This window comes from Frigoribacterium sp. PvP121 (assembly GCF_017833115.1).
Lineage (GTDB): Bacteria > Actinomycetota > Actinomycetes > Actinomycetales > Microbacteriaceae > Frigoribacterium > Frigoribacterium endophyticum.
Genome location: NZ_JAFIBR010000001.1, coordinates 757169 through 775870, shown reverse-complemented (window position 1 = coordinate 775870; position 18702 = coordinate 757169). Strand labels below are relative to the sequence as shown.

Here is an 18702-nt window from a genome sequence, read left to right as displayed (position 1 = left end):
CGCCCGCGCGCTCACTCGCGCGATCGCTCGGCCGAGGAACCACGTCCTCGCACCCGAACCACGCCGCGGCGTGGTTCCCCGGCGAAGACGTGGTGCGTCACCGGGCGGCCGCCCGCACCCGGCGCGAGACACCCCGTCGTCGCACGCGAACCCCGCCGCGGCGGGGTTCCGGGGCGAGAACGGGGTGCCGGCGGAGGCAGCGCCCGCGCAGCGCGCGGACTACCGTGCACGGCGGCGCGCACCGGAGCGTGCCCGACAAGGAGCACACCCCATGGAATTCAGGTACCTCGGAAACTCTGGCCTCAAGGTCTCGGAGCTGACCTTCGGCAACTGGCTCACCCACGGCTCGCAGGTCGAGAACGACACCGCGACCGCCTGCGTCCGCAAGTCCCTCGACGTCGGCATCTCGACCTTCGACACGGCCGACGTCTACGCGAACACCCAGGCCGAGGTCGTCCTCGGCGAGGCGCTGGCGGGCGAGCGCCGCGAGTCGGTCGAGATCTTCACCAAGGTCTACGGCCCGACCGGCCCCAAGGGCCACAACGACACCGGCCTCAGCCGGAAGCACATCACCGAGTCGATCAACGGCTCGCTGAAGCGCCTGCAGACCGACTACGTCGACCTCTACCAGGCCCACCGCTACGACGTCGAGACTCCCCTCGAGGAGACGATGGAGACCTTCGCCGACCTCGTGCGCCAGGGCAAGGTGCTCTACATCGGCGTCTCGGAGTGGAACGCCGAGCAGCTGCGCGAGGCGCACGCCCTCGCCCGCGAGCTGAAGATCCAGCTCGTCTCGAACCAGCCCGAGTACTCGCTGCTCTGGCGGGTCATCGAGGAGGAGGTCGTCCCGGCCTCGAAGGAGCTCGGCATCTCGCAGATCGTCTGGTCGCCCATCGCGCAGGGCGTGCTCACGGGCAAGTACCAGAAGGGCGCCGCCCTGCCCGAGGGCAGCCGCGCGACCGACCAGAAGGGCGGCGCGTCGATGATCGAGCGCTGGATGCGCGACGACGTGCTCGACGCGGTCGCCCAGCTGAAGCCCGTCGCCGACGAGCTCGGGCTCACGCAGGCCCAGCTCTCGCTGGCCTGGGTGCTCTCGAACGAGAACGTCGCCTCGGCCATCATCGGCGCCTCGCGCCCCGAGCAGGTGGAGTCGAACGCGAAGGCGTCGGGCGTGGTGCTCGAGGCCGACGTGCTCGCGAAGATCGAGTCGATCTTCGAGGGACTCGCCGAGACCGACCCCCGCAAGACCCAGATGCCGGCCGGCCGCGAGGCGTAGCCGACCGGGGGCGCCGGGCCCGGTCGAGCGGCGGAGCCGGGGCCGACCCGCCCGGCTCGCCCCGCCCAGCCGTCCGGCGGTCCCGCACCAGCCGGACGGCGGGCGGGGCGCTCCCCGAGGCCGACGCGCCGGGCACGGCCCCGCCCGAGACTGAGGCCGTGGAGAACACGACCCTCGCCCCGCCCCCCGCCGGCAGCCCCCACGGCGACCCGGCGGACACCAGCGCCACCCCGAGCACGAGCACGAGCGCCCGCCCGGGCAGCCCCGGCACCCCCGGCATCCCCAGCACGCGAGCCACCACCGCCGCACGCACCGCCGCCGCACGCACCACCGCGGCCGCCCGCGCCGCCGCCACCGCCCTCCGCGCCCGCCCCCTCACCCTCCTCGCCCTCCTCGCCGCGGCGACCTGGATCGCCGTCGCGCACGCCGACGGCGACCTCCGCCACGTCGTCGGGCCCTCCCTCGCGGCGGCCGCCGCGCTCGTGACGGTGGCCTGGGCGGAGGCGCGGGTCGGCGCGGTGCGGACCGGCACCGTCGCGGTCGTGGGCTCCCTCGGGGCCGCGGCCGCCGCCTCCCTCGTGCTCCTGGTCGGCTCCGCCGTCGGCGAGGAGTTCTCGCAGATCGCCGACGGCGACCGGGTCTGGGGCCCCTCCGTGACGCTGATCGTCGTGCTCGTCGCCGTCAGCCGCGGGCTCGCCCCGGCCCGCCGGCAGGGCCTGCGCGCCGCGGTGCTCGCCGTCGCCCTCGCGGGGCTGCTCTTCGGCGGGCACGGGATCGACCTCGCCCGGGCCCTCGCCCTGCTCGCCGGCCTGCCGCTCGGCCGGGCACTCGTGCCGCTCTCGGCGCACGCCCCCTGGCACGACGAGCCGAGCCGTCGCGCCCGCACCGTCGCCGCCACCGCTCTCGCCACCGTCGCCCTCGGCTGGACCATCGCCGCCGTCGCCCGCGACGCGGTCGGCGTGCTGTCGCCGATCTCCGAGCTGGCGGGCCCCGAGGTGACGGTCGTCGCCGTCGGCGTGCTCGCCCTCGCCGTCGGCCTGCTGCTGCGCGGCCGACGCCTCGGGCTCGTCGTCGCCGTCGGCGCCCTCGTGCTGATGACGGGCCTGCTGGCCTGGTACTTCACGGTGATCCCGCTCGCCGACGACTGGTTCACCTGGTCGGGCCTCAGCTCGGGCGAGGTCGAGTGGCAGGTGCTGCTCCTCCTGATCTGGGTCGCCCCGGCCACGGCGACGATCGTGCTGCTGCGCCGCCGCCGCGCCTTCGACCGCCGCACGGCCGCCGACCTCCGGGTGGCCGGCCGCGACCGGGTGCTGGCACAGCTGCGCCGCTCCGACGCGGGCTCGCTGGGCTTCATGGCGACCTGGGCCGGCAACGGCCACTGGTTCACCGACGACGGCCGCGGCGCGGTCGCCTACCGGGTCGCGCACGGCGTCGCCCTCACCGTCTCCGACCCGATCAGCGCCCCCGACGACGCCGCCGAGACGATCCGCGGCTTCGCCCGCCACTGCTCGACGCGGGGCCTCGTGCCGGCGTTCTACAGCGTGCACGGTCGTCACCTCGACGTCTTCGCCGAGCTCGGCTGGAGCGTCACCCCGGTCGCCGAGGAGTCGGTGGTCGAGCTGGCGACGTTCACCACGTCGGGCAAGAAGCGGCAGGACCTCCGCACCGCCACCAACCGCGCGGCCCGCGACGGCGTGCGCGCCGTGTGGAGCACCTACCGCGGCCTCGACGAGGAGCTGCGCCGCCAGGTCGACGCGCTCAGCGACGACTGGGTGGCCGCCAAGGCGCTGCCCGAGATGGGCTTCACCCTCGGCGGCCTCCGCGAGCTCGACGACCCGGAGGTCAGGCTGCTCGTCGCGGTCGACGCCGACGGGGCCGTGCACGGGGTGACGAGCTGGCTGCCCTCCTGGCGCGACGGCCGGCTCGTCGGGCGCACGCTCGACGTGATGCGCCGCGGGCACGACCCGATGCCGGGCGTCGTGGAGTTCCTCATCGCGACCGCCGCGCAGACGTTCCGCAGCGAGGGGCTCGAGACGCTGAGCCTCTCGGGCACCCCGCTCGCGAGCGCCGACGGCACGGTGCCGTCGACCCTGGTCGACCGGCTCGTCGGGCGCCTGCTCGCCACGACCGGCCGGGTGCTCGAGCCGTCGTACGGCTTCACGTCGCTGCGGCGCTTCAAGGCCAAGTTCGACCCCGCCCACGAGACCCTCTGGCTCGCCTGCCCGAGCCCGGCGGACCTCGCGCCGGTCGGCCGCGCCCTCGCGACGGCGTACGTGCCGACCCTCCGGGCCCGACAGGTGGTGGCCGCGGTGCGGGCCGCCCGCGGCACGGCGGCGGACCGTCGGATGCGCGGTGCCCGATGACGGAGGACCTCCTGACCCTGCCCCTCACCTCGACCCCGCTGCTCGCCGTGGTCTACGGCGTCGCGCTCGTGCTGGCGGTGCTCGTGGCGTGGCCGCCGCGGCGGCGTCCGCGCCGCCCGTGGTCGCGGCGCATCCTCCTGGCGGCCGTCGCCGGCGCCGCGCTCGGCGCCCTCGGTTCCTGGGTGCTCGGCGACCTCCTCGACGTCGCCGGCGTGCCCCCGACCTGGGTCGACCGCACCTGGTTCTCGGGCGTGCTCGCGGCCGTCGCGGTCGCCGTCGTCGCGCTCGTCCGCACCTCGGCGGCGAAGCGGGTCGTGGCCGCCCTCGGCGTCGTCGTGTTCGTCACCGCGGGGGCCCTCGCGATCAACCGCGACGCGGGCGCGTACCCGACCCTCGCCGAGGCCCTCGGCCAGAGCACGATCGCCGCGCTGCCCTCCTCGGTGGGCGCCGACGGCGCGGCGGGCTCCGGACCGGGCGCCTTCGACCCGACGCTGTACGCGTCGTGGACCCCGCCCGCCGACATGCCGGCCCACGGCCGCTACGGCACCGTGCACATCCCCGGCACGGTCTCCGGCTTCCCCGCCCGCGACGCCGTCGTCTGGCTGCCCCCGGCGGCGCTCGTCGCCGACCCGCCGCCCCTGCCCGTCGTGGTGATGATGTCGGGCCAGCCCGCCTCGCCGGAGTCGGTGGTCACCTCGGGCGGACTCGTCACGACCCTCGAGGCCGACGCCGCGGCCGACCACGGGCTCGCGCCGATCGCCGTGGTGCCCGACCAGCTGAGCGCCGACGAGCACAACCCGATGTGCGTCGACGGGGCCCTCGGGAACAGCGCGACCTACGTCACGACCGACGTGGTCGACTACGTGACCGCGCACTACCGGGTGGCGACCGGCCCCCGGGCCTGGACGATCGGCGGGTTCTCGCAGGGCGGCACCTGTGCGATCCAGTTCGGGTCGGCGCGGCCCGACCTGTTCGGCTCGCTGATCGACGTCTCGGGCGAGGTCGGGCCGTCGCTCGGCTCGGTCGAGCAGACCGTCACCGACGGCTTCGCGGGCGACCGCGCGGCGTACGACGCCGCCCAGCCGCAGGCGATCATGGCGGCGCACGCCCCCTACTCCGACACGGCCGCGTTCTTCGCCGTGGGGGCCGACGACCCGACCTTCGGGGCCGCCATGACCGCGAACTCGGCCGCCGCCGAGGCCGCGGGCATGCACGTCACCCGCTGGGTCTCGCCGGGCACGGCGCACGACTGGACGACCGCGACCCGAGGGTTCGCGGTGGGCATCGGCGACCTGTACCCGCGGTGGGGCCTCTCGGCGAGCGCGCTGTCACCGGCCGACCCGGGCACGCCCCCGGCAGCGACGGCGACGCCCGCGGCGAGCCACGGCGGCTCGTGACCGGCCGGGAGCTGCCTGGGGGGGTCGGCCCGCGACTCCCCGGGGGCTGCCGCGGCAGCGCTAGCCTCGCAGCGCGGGCCCCGGCGCCCGCGCACCCGACCGAGAGGCCCGCACCGATGACCGACACCCCCGTCTCCGTCGTGGTCGTCGACGACGAGGGGCTCGTGCGCTCCGGCATCGCCCTCGTGCTCGGCGCCTCGCCCGGCATCACGGTGCTCGCGGCCGTCGCCAGCCCCGTCGCCGTCGAGACCGTGCGCGAGCTCGCCCCCGACGTCGTGCTGCTCGACATCCGCATGCCCGAGCCCGACGGGCTGACCGTGCTCTCCGAGCTGATGGCCGACGCCGCGCCCCCGGTCGTGGCGATGCTGACGACCTTCGACACCGACGACCAGGTGCTGGAGGCGCTGCACCGGGGCGCCTCGGGGTTCCTGCTCAAGGACACCGACCCCGAACAGCTCGCCCGCCACGTGCTCACCCTCGCGTCGGGCGGGGTCGTGCTGGCGCCGGGGCTGCGGCGCGAGCGCCTGTTCCGCTCGGCCGAGGACGAGGCGCAGGTCGCGGTCGTCGCCCGGCTCAGCGAGCGCGAGACCGTCGTGCTGCGCGCCCTGGCCCGCGGCCTCTCGAACACCGAGATCGGCACGGAGTGCGGGCTCACCCTCGGCACCGTCAAGGACACGGTCAGCTCGGTCGTCGCCGCCCTCGGCGTCGGCTCGCGCGTCGAGGCGGCCATCGTCGCCGACCGCGCGGGGCTGGTGCCGCGGCCGTGACGTCGCCCGCGGAGGAGCGGAGCGCGGGAGGCGCGGGCCGGCTCCCCGGGCCGGGCCTGCCCCCGGGGCCGGGGCTGCCGCCGTCGGGCCTGCACCTGCGGCGTCGCTGGCAGCGCGTCGCCCTCGACGTGCTGATCTGCCTGGTCGCCGCGGCGGGCTCCGGCTTCGTGCTCTACGGCTCGGACCCGTGGACGATCGCGCTCGGCGTGCTCGCCTGCGCGGGCCTGCTCGTGCGCCGGCGCTGGCCGTGGGTCAGCCTGGTGCTGGCGCTGCCCGGATTCTGGTGGGGCGGCACCTTCCTGCCGGTGATGGTCGCCCTCTTCACGCTGGGGGTGCAGCGCACCCGGCGGTGGGAGACGACGATCGGCGTCGCCGCGGCCGCCCTCGTCTACCTCGTCTCGATGGACGCGTGGGACTACCTCACCTTCCTCACCGAGACCCTCGTCTACGCCGCGCTCTACACGGCGGTGCCGGCGCTGCTCGGGGCGTTCCTGCGCGCACGGCGCCTGCTCGCGGCGCAGCTGGTCGAGCTGCGCGAGGCGCAGGGGCTCGAGCGTCGGCAGGCCGCCCAGGTCGCACTCGCGCGCGAGCGGGCGGTGCTCGCCCGCGAGATGCACGACGTCGTGTCGCACCAGGTGAGCCTGATCGCGGTGCAGGCCGGGGCCCTGCAGATGGCGTCGCCCGACGAGCAGGCGCGCGACGTCGCCCGGACCATCCGCGGGCTCAGCGTCACGACCCTCGACGAGCTGCGCTCGATGGTCGAGGTGCTGCGGGCCGCGGGCGGCCACCGCCGTGAGCTCGCGCCGCAGCCGACGCTCGACGACGTCGACCGGCTCGTCGCCGACAGCGGGATCGACGTCTCCTGCCGGCTCGACCTGCCGGCCGCGCTCTCGCCGTCGCAGCAGCGCGCCGTCTACCGCACCGTGCAGGAGGGGCTCACGAACGCCCGCAAGCACTCGACCGGGGCGGCGGTCGTGATCACCGGGCTCGTCGACGCGGGCCAGGTCGTGCTGCACGTCGACGCGGGGGCGGCGACGCTGCCGCTGCTCGACCTGCCGAGCGCCCACCACGGGCTGACCGGGCTCGGCGAGCGCGCCGAGCTGCTCGGCGGCACCGTCACGAGCGAGACGCACGACGACGGGTCGCACCGGCTGACGCTGCGCTTCCCCGCGTGACGCGCAGCTCGCCTCGACGTGACGCTTCCCGGGCCCTCGGGCGAGGCGACGGCCCAGGTCGCGTCACCTCGATCCACACCGCCGGGAGTGTCGGAGGCGCGGGCTAGGTTCCAGGAGTGCCCGAAGGCGACAGCGTCCACCGGCTGGCGGCGCGGCTCCGAGCCGTGGCCGACGGCGAGCTCGTCGAGCGCGGTGAGCTGCGCTCGGGCGCCGCGGCCGGCACCCGGCTCGACGGCCGGCGCGTGGTCGAGCACGTCACCCACGGCAAGCACCTGCTGACCCGGCTCGACGACGCGACCACGCTCCACACGCACCTCCGCATGCAGGGCTCGTGGACGGTGACGCGGCCCGGCCGTGTCGTGCCCCGTCGCGTCCAGCCCCAGGTCCGGGTGCGCCTCCTGCTCGGCGACGGCCACGCGCTCTGGGGCGTCGACCTGCCCGTGGTGGAGCTGCTGCCGACGCGTGACGAGCACACGGCGGTGGGGCACCTCGGGCCCGACCCCCTGCGCGACGACTGGAGCGCTACGGAGGCCGCCACGCGACTCCTCGCCGACCCCGGCCGGCCGATCCGCGCCGCGCTGCTCGACCAGCGCACCCTGGCCGGGCTCGGCAACCTGTGGGTGAACGAGGTGGGGTTCCTGCGCGGGGTGCACCCGGCGACGCCCGTGGGCGACGTCGACCTGCCGCCGCTGCTGGCGCTCGCGGCGCGGCTGCTGCGGGCCTCGGCGTCGGGGGCCGCGGGCTACCAGGTGACGACCGGCAGCACGCGGCGCGGCGAGAGCCACTGGGTGGTCGGGCGGGCCGGGCGGCCGTGCCTCCGATGCGGCACGACGGTGCTCGCGCGCGACGACCCGGGCAGCACGTCGGAGCGGCCCCGCCGCGCGTGGTGGTGCCCCCGCTGCCAGCCCGCCGGGCGCCCCGCCGCCTGACGCGCGCGCGCGCCGCGCCCCCGAGGCGCCCCCTCCTGGGCCCTCCCGCGCCCCGAGAGCCCAGAACGAGTCACCTCGTCGCGACCCTGCGGGTCAGTTGCCACTTTGAGGGGCTCCCGCGCTCCCGGAACCCCCCAGAACGGCAACTGACCGCCACGGGGAGCGCGGGAGGCGCGGGCAGGGTCGCGCGACGACGACCTGCCCCCGAGGCGCCTCCCCCTGGGCCCTCCCGCCCGCCGAGGGCCCGGGACGGGCCACCTCGTCGCGGGGTCGCCGGACGCACGTGTGAGGTCGCCCGAGCCGGGGTAGGGCAGGGGCGACCGACACGAGAGGACGGCCCGCATGACCACCTTCGCCCCGAGCACCCCCGGCTCCCGCACCCCGGAGCCGACGGCGAGCGCGCCCACCACCCCCCGCGACGCCGCCGGGCAGCCCGACGCCGGCCACCAGCCCGCCCAGCCCACCGAGCACGAGCACCACGCCCCCGGCACCCTCACCGTGCTCGACCCGCGCGACGGCACGCTCGTCGGCGACGTCGCCGAGGCCGACCGCGAGGCCCTGGTCGACGCCGTCCGTCGGGCCCGCGCCGCGCAGGGCGCCTGGATGCGCACCCCCGCCGCCGCCCGCGGCGAGCTGCTGCACGACGCCGCCGCCGCGCTCCGCGAGCGGGCCGACGAGCTCGCCGCGCTGAACCAGCGCGAGACGGGCAAGCCGTTCGACGACTCCCGCGGCGGGGTGCTCGCGGGTGCCGACACGCTGCGCCAGTACGCCGAGCTCGGTCCGCTGCACCGGGGCCTCAGCCTCGTCGGCGCCCGCGAGGCCGCCGACTTCACGATCGACCAGCCGCGCGGCGTGGTCGCCGCCGTCACCCCCTGGAACGACCCGGTCGCCGTCGCCTGCGGCCTGATCGGCGCCGCCCTGGTGACGGGCAACGCCGTCGTCCACAAGCCGAGCGAGCGATCGCCCCACGTCGGCCAGCTGCTCGGCGAGATCGTCTCCGCGGTGCTGCCGCCCGACGTGCTCGTCACCGTCTCGGGCGGGGCCGCCGTCGGGGCGGCGCTCACCGAGCAGCCTGACGTCGACGTCGTCGCGCACGTCGGCTCCACCGCCACCGGCCGCCGCATCGCCCGCGTCGCCGCGCTGACCGGCGCCCACGTCGTGCTCGAGAACGGCGGCGACGACGCCCTGGTCGTCGACGCCGACGTCGACCCCGCGTGGGCCGCCGAGCAGGCCGCGATCGGCGCCTTCGCCAACGCGGGGCAGATCTGCACGAGCGTCGAGCGCATCTACGTGCACCGCGACGTCGCCGACGCGTTCGTCGAGGCGCTGGTCGTCGAGGCCACGCGACGCAACGACCGGGGCGAGCTGGGCCCGCTGGTCGACGGGCGCCTCCGTGACGAGGTCCAGCGCCAGGTCGACGACGCGCTGGCGAGCGGAGCGCGGGCGCTCGTCGGCGGGGCCGTGCCGACCGGGCCGGGCTCCTGGTACCCGGCGACGGTGCTCGTCGACTGCACGCCGCACATGACCGTGGTGCAGGAGGAGACCTTCGGCCCCGTCGCCCCCGTGCAGGTCGTCGACGACTTCGACGAGGGCCTCCGCCTGGCCTGCGCCGGGCGCTACGGGCTCGCGGCGACGGTGCTCACGGGCTCGATCGGCCACGCGAACCGCGCGATGGCCGAGCTGCCGGTCGGCACGGTCAAGATCAACGCGGTCTTCGGCGGGGCTCCCGGCGGGTCGGCGCAGCCGCGCGGAGAGAGCGGCGCCGGCTTCGGCTACGGCCCCGAGCTGCTCGACGAGATGACCCTCACGAAGGTCGTGCACTACGGCACGCCCGTGCTCGCGGGCGAGCGCCGGGCGACCCCGACGGCGAGCGCAGGAGGCGCGGACGAGACCGCCGGGACCGCCCGCACCGCAGGCTCCGCCGACACCGCCGCCTCGGCGAGCCGCCCGTCGCCCGAGGCGAGCCCCGCCGCGGCCGCGCCGGCCGAGGCCGCGGCCTCCGCCTCCGCGCCCCGCGCCTCCGCCCCCTCCCCGTCGGCCGAGGCCGACTCCGACGCAGCGACCACCGCCTCCACCGGGCGCACGCCCCACCCGCAGGACCCGGCCGAGGGCGGCGACCCCGACGACGGCACGCAGAGCGAGGGCACCGACGGCGAGGGCACCGGGAGCGAGGGCACCGGCTCGCCCGACGAGCAGCCCCGCGTCCACCCCGCCCAGCCCGCCGAGGGCGACTGACGTGGCACGCCCCGACCTCTCCGCCGTGAGCGGCCTCAGCCCCGAGGTCGCCCGGGCCCTCCGCGAGGCGGCGCCCGTCGTCAGCGTCGTCGGCGACCTCGTGCTCGACGGCTGGTGGCAGGGCACGACCGAGCGCATGACGCGCGAGGCCCCCGCCCCCGTCGTCGAGGTCGCGACCCGCCGCTACGTGCCGGGCGGCGCGGCCAACACGGCCGTCAACCTCGCCGCGCTCGGGGCCCGCGTGCGCCTCGCCGGGCTGGTCGGCGACGACGAGGCCGGTCGACGGCTCACCGAGCTGCTCGCGGGGCACGGGGTCGACACCTCCGGAGTGGTGCGGGTGCGCGGCCTCGTCACCGTCGCGAAGAACCGGGTGATGGTCGACGACCAGGTGCTCATCCGGCTCGACGACCTCGGGGCCGCGCCCGCGCCTCCCACGGCCCTCGCGCAGCTCGCCGCGGCCGCGACGGCCCAGGCGACCGGGGCCGACGCCGAGCTCGTCTGCGACTACGGCACGGGCGCGCTGACCGGCCCGGTGCTCGACGCGCTGGTCGCGCGGCCCGCCGCCGAGCGCCCGCCGCTGGTGGTGGTCGACGCGCACGACCTCGCTCCGTGGGCGCGCCTCCGCCCCGACCTCGTCACGCCGAACGCCGGCGAGGTCGCCGCGCTCGTCGGCCTCGCGGTCGGCGACGCGCTGCCGACCGACGTGCGCGTCGAGCGGGTCGCCGACGCCGCCGACCGGGTGCTCGCGGCGACCGGGTCGCAGGTCGTCGTCGTCACGCTCGACCACGACGGCACGATGACGCTGGTGCGCGAGCCGGGCGACGGGGGCGCGGTCGCCGACGCGGGCACGGGCGCGGGTGCCGGCACGGGCGCCGACGCGGGCGCGGGCCCCGGCACGAGCGCGGGCGCCGACGACCCCGCAGGCCGGGCGGAGGCGCGGGTCCGGCACCGTACCTGGGCCCGGCGGGCGAGGGAGCGGCAGGCCTCCGGCGCCGGCGACTCCTTCGTCGCGGCGCTCACCGTGGGCCGCGCGGCCGGCCTGCCGCTGACCACGAGCGTCGACCTCGCGCAGGCCGCCGCCGACATCGTGGTGCAGCGCTTCGGCACCTCCGTCTGCTCGACCGACGACCTCGTCGGGCACCTCGACCGAACCGGCGACCTGATGCTCGGGGTCGACGACCTCGTCCGCCGCCTCGACGACGAGCGCGCCGCCGGGCGCACCGTCGTGCTCACGAACGGCTGCTTCGACGTGCTGCACCGCGGCCACACGACCTACCTCACCCAGGCGAAGCAGCTCGGCGACGTGCTCGTGGTGGCCCTCAACGACGACTCCTCGACCCGCCGGCTGAAGGGCCCGGGCCGGCCGATCAACGACCTGGCCGACCGGGCGGGGGTGCTCTCGGCGCTGAGCTGCGTCGACTACGTGACGTCGTTCGGCACCGACACGGCGGTGCCGCTGATCCGGCGCCTCCGGCCCGACCTCTACGCGAAGGGCGGCGACTACACGCCGCAGATGCTCGAGGAGACCGCGGCGGTGGTCGAGGGCGGCGGCGAGGTCCGCATCCTCGACTACGTCTCCGACCACTCGACGACCGGCATCGTCGACCGCATCCGCGGGGCGGCGCCGTGAGCGGCAGCCGGCTCTGGTCGGGGGCCTGGGCGGCGTCGGCCGTCCTCGGGGAGGGCACCGCGACTCCCGCGCCCCCCGCCGTCGACGTGCTCGTGCCCACCGCCGACCGGCCGGCCGAGCTCGCGGTGACGCTCGCCGGGCTCGCCGCGCAGGACGACCCGCCGTTCTCGGTCGTGATCAGCGACCAGTCGACCGGCGACCCCGACTGGACGGCCCCCGCCGCGCAGGCGATGGTCCGCGTGCTGCGGGCGCAGGGCCGCGCCGTCTCGACCCACGTGCACCACCCGCGGCGCGGGCTCGCCGAGCACCGGCAGTCGCTGCTCGAGCGGGCGACGGCGCCGGCCGTGCTCTTCCTCGACGACGACGTCTGGCTCGAGCCCGGCACGCTGGCGCGGATGCACGACGCCCTCGAGCGGCTCGGCTGCGGGTTCGTCGGCTCGGCCGTGCAGGGGCTCTCGTACCTCGACGACGTGCGCCCCCACGAGCGGATCGCCTTCGAGCTCTGGGAGGGCGGCGTGCAGCCCGAGCGGATCCGCCGCGGCGCCCCCGGCTTCGAGCGCTGGTCGCTGCACAACGCCGCGAACCTCGCCCACGAGGCCGCGACCCTCGACCTCGAGCCGGGCGACTGGGCCGCCTACCGGGTCGCCTGGGTCGGCGGCTGCGCGCTGTACCGGCGCGAGGCGCTGCTCGAGGCCGGCGGCTTCGCGTTCTGGGGCGAGCTGCCCGCCGAGCACGCGGGCGAGGACGTCGCCGCCCAGTGGCGCGTGATGGAGCGACGAGGAGGCGCGGGCATCGTCCCCAGCGGAGCCGTCCACCTCGAGGCGCCCACCACGGTGCCCCGCCGAGACGTCGAGGCGACCGACGTGGTCGACCTCGACCGCCCCGTCGGCCCCGACCGGCCGGACCAGCCGGTCGGTGCAGACGGGGTCCCCCGGCCGGTCGAGGTGGCCGGCCGCCCGGCCGGTCGCCCCGACCGGCCGACCCCGAGATGACGGGGCGGCCCGGCTGCGGCCGGACCCCGCGTCCGAGATGAAGGAGAGACCGCCATGGCCGACACCCCGAACCCGATCCAGATGCAGAAGTACCTCAGCGGGGTCGACTACCCCGTGTCGAAGGACGACCTGGTCGCCACCGCGAAGGAGCAGGGCGCGCCCGACGACGTCATCGACGCGCTGCAGGCGCTCGAGGGCGACTCGTTCGACGCGCCGACCGCGGTCAGCAAGGGCGTCGCCGACGAGTGACGCCCGCCGCCGCGAGCCGTCACGCACGCCCCCCGACCTGGTGTCAAGGGCCTGCGGGGCGGCTCGCGGCGGTGGTTGTCTCGACGACAGGAGGGGCCGCACCTCCCCCGGCGCTGGGCCGGGGCGCGGTGCACGACCGGAGGGGACGACATGGCCGACGAGGACGACACGAGCACGGGGACCACGGACAGCGGGGTGGGCCGCGCTCCCGACCCCGGGGGCCCGGACAGCCCGCTCGACGCGGACGCCGTCCGCGACATCGAGGCCGACCCGGCACTCGACGACCCCGACGACGACGCGGCGACCGACGACGACGCCCGCTCGGCGGACCTCGACCCGAGTGAGGGCTGAGCCGTGTCGCTGCTGACGCGGGTCGCCTCCGCCCCGACCCGTCTCGCCCGGGCCCTGCCGGCCGCGCGGGCCGCGCACTGGCCGACGACCCGCACGGGGGCACCGCTGACGATCGTCGGCGTCGTGCTCGACGAGGCGCTCACCCTGCAGGAGGGCCCGCTCTCGGCCAGCGTCGTGCGGGTGGCCGCGCTGCCCGAGTCGCGGATGACGACCGGCCGCCACCTCCTCGACGCCGCCGACCTCGGTGACGCTCAGGTGCACCTCGTGCGGGTGCACGGCGCGCTCGACCGCGAGGTCGCGCGGCGGCTGCGGCGCGGCGACGCGGTCGTCGTGCTCGGCACCGAGCAGGTGCCGGGGCCCGGCAGCCGGATGCGCTGCGACCGCTTCGTCGACGCGACCTGCCTCGCCGCCGACCTCGGCGGCACCGCCTAGCCGCGCTCGCCTCCCGCGCAGCCCGGCCCGCGCCTCCCGTACCCCGCCGCATGCAGCGCACCCCGTTCCGTTCACCGAACCCTGAAGCATCGGGGTTCGTTGAACGGAACGGGGTGCGGGGGCCGCGGTCAGGTCAGACCGGGCGGGTCAGACCTGGTCGGGCGGGTCAGACCTGGTCGGGCGAGGGGGTCGTGCCGGGGGCCGGGGCCTCGGCCGCGTCCGGGTCGGTCTCGACGTCGGCGTCGACGTCGCCGTCCGCGTCGAGGTCGTAGTCCTCGCCCTTCAGCGCCTGGTCCCACTTCCCGCCGTCGTCGGGGTCCGCGCTGCTGCTCTGGAACTCCAGGGGCTCGTCGCTCATGCTGTCCTCCTCGTGTCGGGGTGCGGCGGCCGGGGCGGCCGCGTTCCGTCCACGGTAGGCCGACGCCGCGCGCGGGGCTCGCCCGGCGTCGCGACTCCCTCGAGGTGCCCCGTCCTGGGCCCTCGGTGCCTCGCAGGCCCCGGCAAGCGGCACCTCGGTACGCGCGCGGCACCCGCCACGGCGCGCTAGGTGAGGCCGACGATCCGCACGTCGACGGAGGCGGGCGGCAGCGGCTCCGCCGCGACCCGCTCGAGGAGGCGCGCGGCCACCTCGCGGGCCACCGCCGGGCCCTGCGCGCCCTCGCCCACGGCGATGTCGAGAGTGACGCGGGTCTCCGCCTCCGCGACGGCGATGCCCACGAGGGGCACCGGGCGACCGCCCTCGAGCGCTGCGGCCGACGACGACGCGTCCGCGCCTCCCCCCGGCCCGCCGCCGACGACGGCGCCGAGGCCCTCGACGGCCTGGCGCACGAGCGACCCGAAGCCGGGCCTCGCCTGCACGCGCTGCACGCCCGGGCAGGCGGCCGCGAGCGCGCCGAGCTCGGCCGCGAGCAGCGAGAGGTGGTCGTCGTCGAGCGGGTCGGCCATCAGAGTCCTCCGTCGGTGTCGAGCAGGTGCACGTCGCGCACGGTCACGTCGACGGCCTCGACGACGAGCTCCGTCTGCGCCACCAGGTGCGCGGCGACCGCCTCGCGCACGGCGTCGGCCACGTCGGGCACGGTCGTGCCGAAGAGCGCGCTGATCGCGACCTCGACGCTGACGACCGCGTCGGGCCGGTCGACGTCGCCGACGATGCCGCACGAGATGACGACGGAGCCGGGCACCGAGTCGCCGGCCTCGCGGATCAGCGAGCGCACCGCGCCCTCGGTCACGTGCAGGGTGCTCCGCGGGTCGGGCGACGAGAGCGGGATCTCGCGGCCGGTGCGCGACTCGAGCCGCACCCGGCTCATGACGCCGGCGATCCAGGAGGGGTCGGGGGCGGGCTCGGCGGCGGCGTCCTCCGCCAGGAGGCCCGCGGTCATCGAGCGGAGGCGCGCGAGGGCCGCCAGCTGCGCCAGCGCCGACGGGTCGGACTCGATCTCGGGGTCGTACGGCTCGCGCCCGGCGTCGAGGTAGTCGCTGAGCCGCTCCATCGAGATCGGGCCGTCGTCGACGACCTCCAGCTCGGCGGCGGGGTCGACGTCGGCCGGGTCGACCGGCGGGTCGACCGGCGGGTCGCTCGGGGCCGCGCCGGCGGGCGTCAGCGGTGTGCGCGTCGGGTCGTCGCTCATCGCCAGGCCTCCATCTCTCGGGTCAGGGTCTCACGGGCCCGCGCGAGCAGGCCCCGGACGGCGGTCACGCTGGTGCCGGTGCGCTCGGCGATGTCAGCGTACGACTCGCCTCCCACCTCGCGCAGGGTCCACACCTCGCGCTGCGAGGCGGGCAGCCGGGCGAGCGCCGTGCGCAGGGCGCCCATGGCGTCGGTGGAGGCGGCGACGCGCTCGGGGTCGTCGACCGCGCCGCTCTGCGAGGGCACCTCGAGCTCGTCGACGTCGTCGGCGACGCGGCGGCTGCGGATCAGGTCGTAGGCCTTGCGCGACACGATCGTCATCATCCAGCCGCGCACCGCGTCGGGCGTCTGCAGCCGCGGCAGCTCGCGCCAGATCACGACCGAGGCCTCCTGGACGGCGTCGGAGGCGTCGGCCCGGGAGCGCGTCAGGCGCGTCGCGTAGGCGGTCATCAGGCCCAGGTGGCGGCGCAGCAGCACCTCGAAGGCGCGCTCGTCGCCCTCGGCGGCACGGGTCGCGAGCACCCCGTCAGCTGCACCGGACAGGTCGACCGCCATCGCGCCTCCTCGGTCACCGGGCCCGGCAGAGCCGGGCCGTGTAGGAAATGGAAGGGGACGGGGACCGTGACACCCGGGCCTCGGCGTCCGTCTCACTGACGACCGTACCGCCGGGCGCCCCTGGACCGCACCCGGCACCACCCACGCACCGACGAGAAGGAGCAGCCCATGGCCGCCACCGACAAGACCCCGAGCACCGCCGCCGCCCCCGCCACCGTCGGCACCACGCCGTCGGGCGCGACGATCCCCGCCGCCGGCGCCAGCCGTGTCGACAAGGCGCCCGTCGCCTCCACGACCCCGGTGAGCGGCGTCGGCACCGCGGGCGTCGCCTCGCCCGGCAAGACCGTCATCGCCGACGGCGTCATCGCGAAGGTGGCCGGCATCGCGGCCCGCGAGGTGCCCGGCGTGCACGCCCTCGGCGGCGGAGCGGCCCGGGCGTTCGGCGCCCTCCGCGACGCGATCGGCAGCAGCGACCTCAGCCAGGGCGTGCGCGTCGAGGTCGGCGAGACCCAGGTCGCCGCCGACGTCACGATCGTCGTCGAGTACCCGCAGCCGATGACCCTCGTCGCCGAGCAGGTGCGCGCCGCCGTGGCCCGGGCCGTCGAGGACCTCGTCGGCATGCAGGTCGCCGAGGTCAACGTGGCGATCGCCGACGTCCACATCCCCGGCGAGGACGACGACGAGGCGGCCGGCGCCGCCGCCCCGGGCCGCGTCTCGTGAGCGCCACCGTCGTCGGCATGGCGGTCGGCGCCGTGCTCGCGGTCGTCGGCCTCGAGTGGGGCTTCGTCGCCCTGCTGGTCGTCGCTCTCTGCATCGCGGTCGGCGGGCTCGTCGGCCGCGTGGTCTCCGGCCGCACCGACCTGGGCGGGCTGCTCGACGCGCTGCGCGGCCGGCGCTCGTCGTCGTGAGCGCCGGGGCCGGGTCGGCCGCGGCGTCGGCGTCGCCGGCGTCGCCGGGCGCATCGGGCCCGTCGACGCTCCGTGACGCGTACGGCGACGCCGCCGGGCGCGGGCCCGTCGTGCCCGGGCACGTGAGCCTCGCGGCCCGCGTGCTCACCCGGGTCGCCGCCTCCGTCGTCGCCGAGCAGCTGCGCGTCGACCGCACCGAGGTGCGCATCGACGCCTCCGACGACGCCGGCCACCTGGCGCTCCGCGTCACCACGCCCGTGCGGGTGCCCGCGCTCTCCGGGTCGGTGCAGATGCCGGCGGGAGGCGTCGTCGGCCTCGTGCGCGAGCTCCAGTCGACGTTGACGAGGCGGGTCTCCGAGATCACCGGGCGCACCGTCTCGCGCGTCGACGTGACCGTCAGCCGTTCCCTGCTCGACCGCACCGGGAGGGTCGCGTGAGCACCGCCTCCGACACCACGGGGGCCGGCGCCACCGGGCTCGACGGCACCGCGTCTGTCGTCACCGCGCCCGACGCCGACGGCCGCTCGGGCCCCGACTCGGACGTCACGGCGCCCTACCGGCGGCTCGTCCGCCGCGAGAGCCGCGCGAGCCGCTCGGCCAGCGCCGTCGTCGTGCTGGTCGTCGCCGCCCTCGCCGCCGCCTGGCTCGGCACGGAGGCCGTGCTCGCCGCCCTCGGCCGCCCCGCGCTGCTCGCGTCGCCCGTCGACGTGCTCGGCACCCTCACGACCGCCCTGGCCCGGGCCCCCGGGCTCGTCGTCGCCGCCGGCGTCGCCTCGGCGGTCGTCGGCGTCGTGCTGGTGCTGCTCGGCCTGACCGCCGGCCACCGCGGGCGCCACGAGGTCGCCGACGAGCGCGTCGCCGCGGTCGTCGACGACACGGTGCTGGCGGCGTCGCTCGCGCGGGTCGCCCGCACGGCCGGGCGCCTCGGCGCCGGGCAGGTGACCGTCTGGGTCTCGCGACGGGAGGCGCGCGTCGAGCTGACCCCCGCCTCCGGGGTGACGGTCGACGAGCAGGGCGTGCTCGCCGCCGTCCGCTCGGAGCTCGAGAGCCGGCCCGTGGAGCCCGCCCTCCGCGTGACCTCGCGCGTCGCCGACCACGGGAGGCTGGACGCGTGACCTCGTCGAACCGGTTCCTCAACCGCCTGCTGCTCGTCGTCGTGGGCGTCGTCGCCCTCGCCGTCGGGGCGTTCCTGATCGTGGCGACGCTGCCCGGGGGCTCGGGCTCCCTGGGCGGGACCGTCCGCGGCTGGCTGGCCGACGCCTCCTCGGCGGTCGCGGACGCCGTCGCGGCGACGCCGCTCGACCCGTCCGGCGCGGGCGGCGCGGACAGCATGGGCGGCGCGGGCGGCGCGGGCGGAGCGGGCAGCTGGCTCGCGGTGGCCCTCGCGGCGCTCTGCCTGCTGCTCGTGATCGTGTTCGTCGTGGCCGCGGTCGCCCACGGCGGCGGACGCACCGGCCGCCTGGTGGTGCACGACGAGCCGGCCGGGTCCATCGCGATCTCGGCCGCCTTCGCCGAGACGGCCGTGGCCGACGCGCTCTCGGCCCGACGCGACGTGACCTCGGTGCACGTGTCGGCGTGGACGGTCCGCGGCCGCCCGGCGCTCAAGGTGCGCGTGCGGGTGACCGCGGGCGCGGCCCCGGCGCCCGTCGTCGCGGCGGCGAGCGACGTGGTGCGCGGTCTCGACCGGGTGCTCGGCGAGGAGGTGCCGGTGCTCGTCGAGGTGGTCGGCGCGTCGCTCGTGAAGCGCGGCAGCGACCCGCGCGTCGCCTAGCCGCGCCTGCCGCGCGGCGCCCGCACCCGCCCCAGAACCATCGACT

Annotated in this window: 21 protein-coding genes; 17 read left to right on the top strand and 4 right to left on the bottom strand. The window is 77.2% G+C overall.

What is annotated here, in order from left to right:
- Positions 1 to 271: 271 nt before the first annotated feature.
- From JOE43_RS03700 to JOE43_RS03645, 12 genes are all read left to right on the top strand, one after another.
- Positions 272 to 1276, top strand: a complete 1005-nt coding sequence (locus JOE43_RS03700) for an aldo/keto reductase family protein (RefSeq protein WP_209514792.1) — start codon at positions 272 to 274, stop codon at positions 1274 to 1276.
- 158 nt (positions 1277 to 1434) lie between these two features.
- Positions 1435 to 3639, top strand: coding sequence for a DUF2156 domain-containing protein (locus JOE43_RS16105; RefSeq protein ID WP_307803223.1), 2205 nt, complete (start codon positions 1435 to 1437; stop codon positions 3637 to 3639).
- On the top strand, positions 3636 to 5036 hold the full coding sequence (locus JOE43_RS03690) for an esterase family protein (RefSeq protein ID WP_209514791.1): 1401 nt from the start codon (positions 3636 to 3638) through the stop codon (positions 5034 to 5036). Before JOE43_RS16105 ends, JOE43_RS03690 begins: the two co-directional genes overlap by 4 nt.
- 116 nt (positions 5037 to 5152) lie before the next feature.
- Entirely contained in the window at positions 5153 to 5803 is a 651-nt protein-coding gene (locus JOE43_RS03685) for a response regulator transcription factor (protein WP_209514789.1), read from the top strand.
- A complete protein-coding gene (locus JOE43_RS03680) occupies positions 5800 to 6978 on the top strand; it encodes a histidine kinase (RefSeq protein ID WP_307803222.1) in 1179 nt (392 codons plus the stop codon). The genes JOE43_RS03685 and JOE43_RS03680 overlap by 4 nt, the downstream gene beginning before the upstream one ends.
- A gap of 116 nt (positions 6979 to 7094) precedes the next feature.
- Positions 7095 to 7907: a DNA-formamidopyrimidine glycosylase family protein gene (locus JOE43_RS03675; protein WP_209514781.1), complete on the top strand. Its 813-nt coding sequence runs from the start codon at positions 7095 to 7097 to the stop codon at positions 7905 to 7907.
- A gap of 342 nt (positions 7908 to 8249) precedes the next feature.
- The gene (locus tag JOE43_RS03670; protein WP_209514779.1) at positions 8250 to 10142 is read left to right on the top strand and encodes an aldehyde dehydrogenase; all 1893 of its coding nucleotides are present in this window, start codon (positions 8250 to 8252) and stop codon (positions 10140 to 10142) included.
- A gap of 1 nt (position 10143) precedes the next feature.
- The gene (rfaE2, locus tag JOE43_RS03665; protein WP_307803221.1) at positions 10144 to 11772 is read left to right on the top strand and encodes a D-glycero-beta-D-manno-heptose 1-phosphate adenylyltransferase; all 1629 of its coding nucleotides are present in this window, start codon (positions 10144 to 10146) and stop codon (positions 11770 to 11772) included.
- Positions 11769 to 12764, top strand: a complete 996-nt coding sequence (locus tag JOE43_RS03660; protein ID WP_209514777.1) for a glycosyltransferase family A protein — start codon at positions 11769 to 11771, stop codon at positions 12762 to 12764. The genes rfaE2 and JOE43_RS03660 overlap by 4 nt, the downstream gene beginning before the upstream one ends.
- A 54-nt stretch (positions 12765 to 12818) precedes the next feature.
- Complete coding sequence (locus JOE43_RS03655; RefSeq protein WP_192046514.1) at positions 12819 to 13013, top strand: DUF2795 domain-containing protein; 195 nt, start codon at positions 12819 to 12821, stop codon at positions 13011 to 13013.
- 150 nt (positions 13014 to 13163) lie between these two features.
- Entirely contained in the window at positions 13164 to 13364 is a 201-nt protein-coding gene (locus JOE43_RS03650) for a hypothetical protein (protein WP_209514775.1), read from the top strand.
- 3 nt (positions 13365 to 13367) lie between these two features.
- Positions 13368 to 13796 carry a hypothetical protein gene (locus tag JOE43_RS03645; RefSeq protein WP_209514773.1) on the top strand — a complete coding sequence of 143 codons (429 nt, stop codon included), beginning with the start codon at positions 13368 to 13370 and terminating at the stop codon, positions 13794 to 13796.
- Positions 13797 to 13962: 166 nt separating this feature from the next.
- On the opposite strand, the gene JOE43_RS03640 is transcribed toward JOE43_RS03645, so the two are convergent.
- From JOE43_RS03640 to JOE43_RS03625, 4 genes are all read right to left on the bottom strand, one after another.
- On the bottom strand, positions 13963 to 14154 hold the full coding sequence (locus tag JOE43_RS03640; protein ID WP_185230828.1) for a hypothetical protein: 192 nt from the start codon (positions 14152 to 14154) through the stop codon (positions 13963 to 13965).
- Between the two features lie 185 nt (positions 14155 to 14339).
- Positions 14340 to 14741 carry a hypothetical protein gene (locus JOE43_RS03635; protein WP_209514772.1) on the bottom strand — a complete coding sequence of 134 codons (402 nt, stop codon included), beginning with the start codon at positions 14739 to 14741 and terminating at the stop codon, positions 14340 to 14342.
- Positions 14741 to 15424 (bottom strand): Asp23/Gls24 family envelope stress response protein, encoded by a 684-nt coding sequence (locus JOE43_RS03630; RefSeq protein WP_209514770.1) that lies wholly within the window; start codon positions 15422 to 15424, stop codon positions 14741 to 14743. Before JOE43_RS03630 ends, JOE43_RS03635 begins: the two co-directional genes overlap by 1 nt.
- The gene (locus JOE43_RS03625; protein WP_209514768.1) at positions 15421 to 15978 is read right to left on the bottom strand and encodes an RNA polymerase sigma factor; all 558 of its coding nucleotides are present in this window, start codon (positions 15976 to 15978) and stop codon (positions 15421 to 15423) included. The genes JOE43_RS03630 and JOE43_RS03625 overlap by 4 nt, the downstream gene beginning before the upstream one ends.
- A gap of 168 nt (positions 15979 to 16146) precedes the next feature.
- Here JOE43_RS03625 and JOE43_RS03620 point away from each other — a divergent pair, with 168 nt between their 5' ends.
- Genes JOE43_RS03620 through JOE43_RS03600 form a run of 5 tightly spaced genes read left to right on the top strand, consistent with a single transcriptional unit; the run spans position 16147 to position 18656 of the window.
- Positions 16147 to 16698, top strand: coding sequence for an Asp23/Gls24 family envelope stress response protein (locus JOE43_RS03620; protein WP_209514766.1), 552 nt, complete (start codon positions 16147 to 16149; stop codon positions 16696 to 16698).
- Positions 16695 to 16886 (top strand): hypothetical protein, encoded by a 192-nt coding sequence (locus tag JOE43_RS03615; RefSeq protein ID WP_209514765.1) that lies wholly within the window; start codon positions 16695 to 16697, stop codon positions 16884 to 16886. Before JOE43_RS03620 ends, JOE43_RS03615 begins: the two co-directional genes overlap by 4 nt.
- A complete protein-coding gene (locus JOE43_RS03610; RefSeq protein ID WP_209514764.1) occupies positions 16883 to 17323 on the top strand; it encodes a hypothetical protein in 441 nt (146 codons plus the stop codon). The genes JOE43_RS03615 and JOE43_RS03610 overlap by 4 nt, the downstream gene beginning before the upstream one ends.
- On the top strand, positions 17320 to 18000 hold the full coding sequence (locus tag JOE43_RS03605; RefSeq protein ID WP_209514762.1) for a hypothetical protein: 681 nt from the start codon (positions 17320 to 17322) through the stop codon (positions 17998 to 18000). Before JOE43_RS03610 ends, JOE43_RS03605 begins: the two co-directional genes overlap by 4 nt.
- Positions 17997 to 18656 carry a hypothetical protein gene (locus JOE43_RS03600; RefSeq protein ID WP_209514760.1) on the top strand — a complete coding sequence of 220 codons (660 nt, stop codon included), beginning with the start codon at positions 17997 to 17999 and terminating at the stop codon, positions 18654 to 18656. The genes JOE43_RS03605 and JOE43_RS03600 overlap by 4 nt, the downstream gene beginning before the upstream one ends.
- The last annotated feature ends 46 nt before the right edge of the window (positions 18657 to 18702 follow it).

Bases quoted from the DNA above. Each gene is read 5' to 3' on its own strand.
- JOE43_RS03700 (WP_209514792.1), top strand. From the start codon at position 272: ATGGAATTCAGGTACCTCGGAAACTCTGGCCTCAAGGTCTCGGAGCTG.
- JOE43_RS03690 (WP_209514791.1), top strand. From the start codon at position 3,636: ATGACGGAGGACCTCCTGACCCTGCCCCTCACCTCGACCCCGCTGCTC.
- JOE43_RS03685 (WP_209514789.1), top strand. From the start codon at position 5,153: ATGACCGACACCCCCGTCTCCGTCGTGGTCGTCGACGACGAGGGGCTC.
- JOE43_RS03670 (WP_209514779.1), top strand. From the start codon at position 8,250: ATGACCACCTTCGCCCCGAGCACCCCCGGCTCCCGCACCCCGGAGCCG.
- JOE43_RS03655 (WP_192046514.1), top strand. From the start codon at position 12,819: ATGGCCGACACCCCGAACCCGATCCAGATGCAGAAGTACCTCAGCGGG.
- JOE43_RS03650 (WP_209514775.1), top strand. From the start codon at position 13,164: ATGGCCGACGAGGACGACACGAGCACGGGGACCACGGACAGCGGGGTG.
- JOE43_RS03640 (WP_185230828.1), bottom strand. From the start codon at position 14,154: ATGAGCGACGAGCCCCTGGAGTTCCAGAGCAGCAGCGCGGACCCCGAC.
- JOE43_RS03635 (WP_209514772.1), bottom strand. From the start codon at position 14,741: ATGGCCGACCCGCTCGACGACGACCACCTCTCGCTGCTCGCGGCCGAG.
- JOE43_RS03630 (WP_209514770.1), bottom strand. From the start codon at position 15,424: ATGAGCGACGACCCGACGCGCACACCGCTGACGCCCGCCGGCGCGGCC.
- JOE43_RS03625 (WP_209514768.1), bottom strand. From the start codon at position 15,978: ATGGCGGTCGACCTGTCCGGTGCAGCTGACGGGGTGCTCGCGACCCGT.
- JOE43_RS03620 (WP_209514766.1), top strand. From the start codon at position 16,147: ATGGCCGCCACCGACAAGACCCCGAGCACCGCCGCCGCCCCCGCCACC.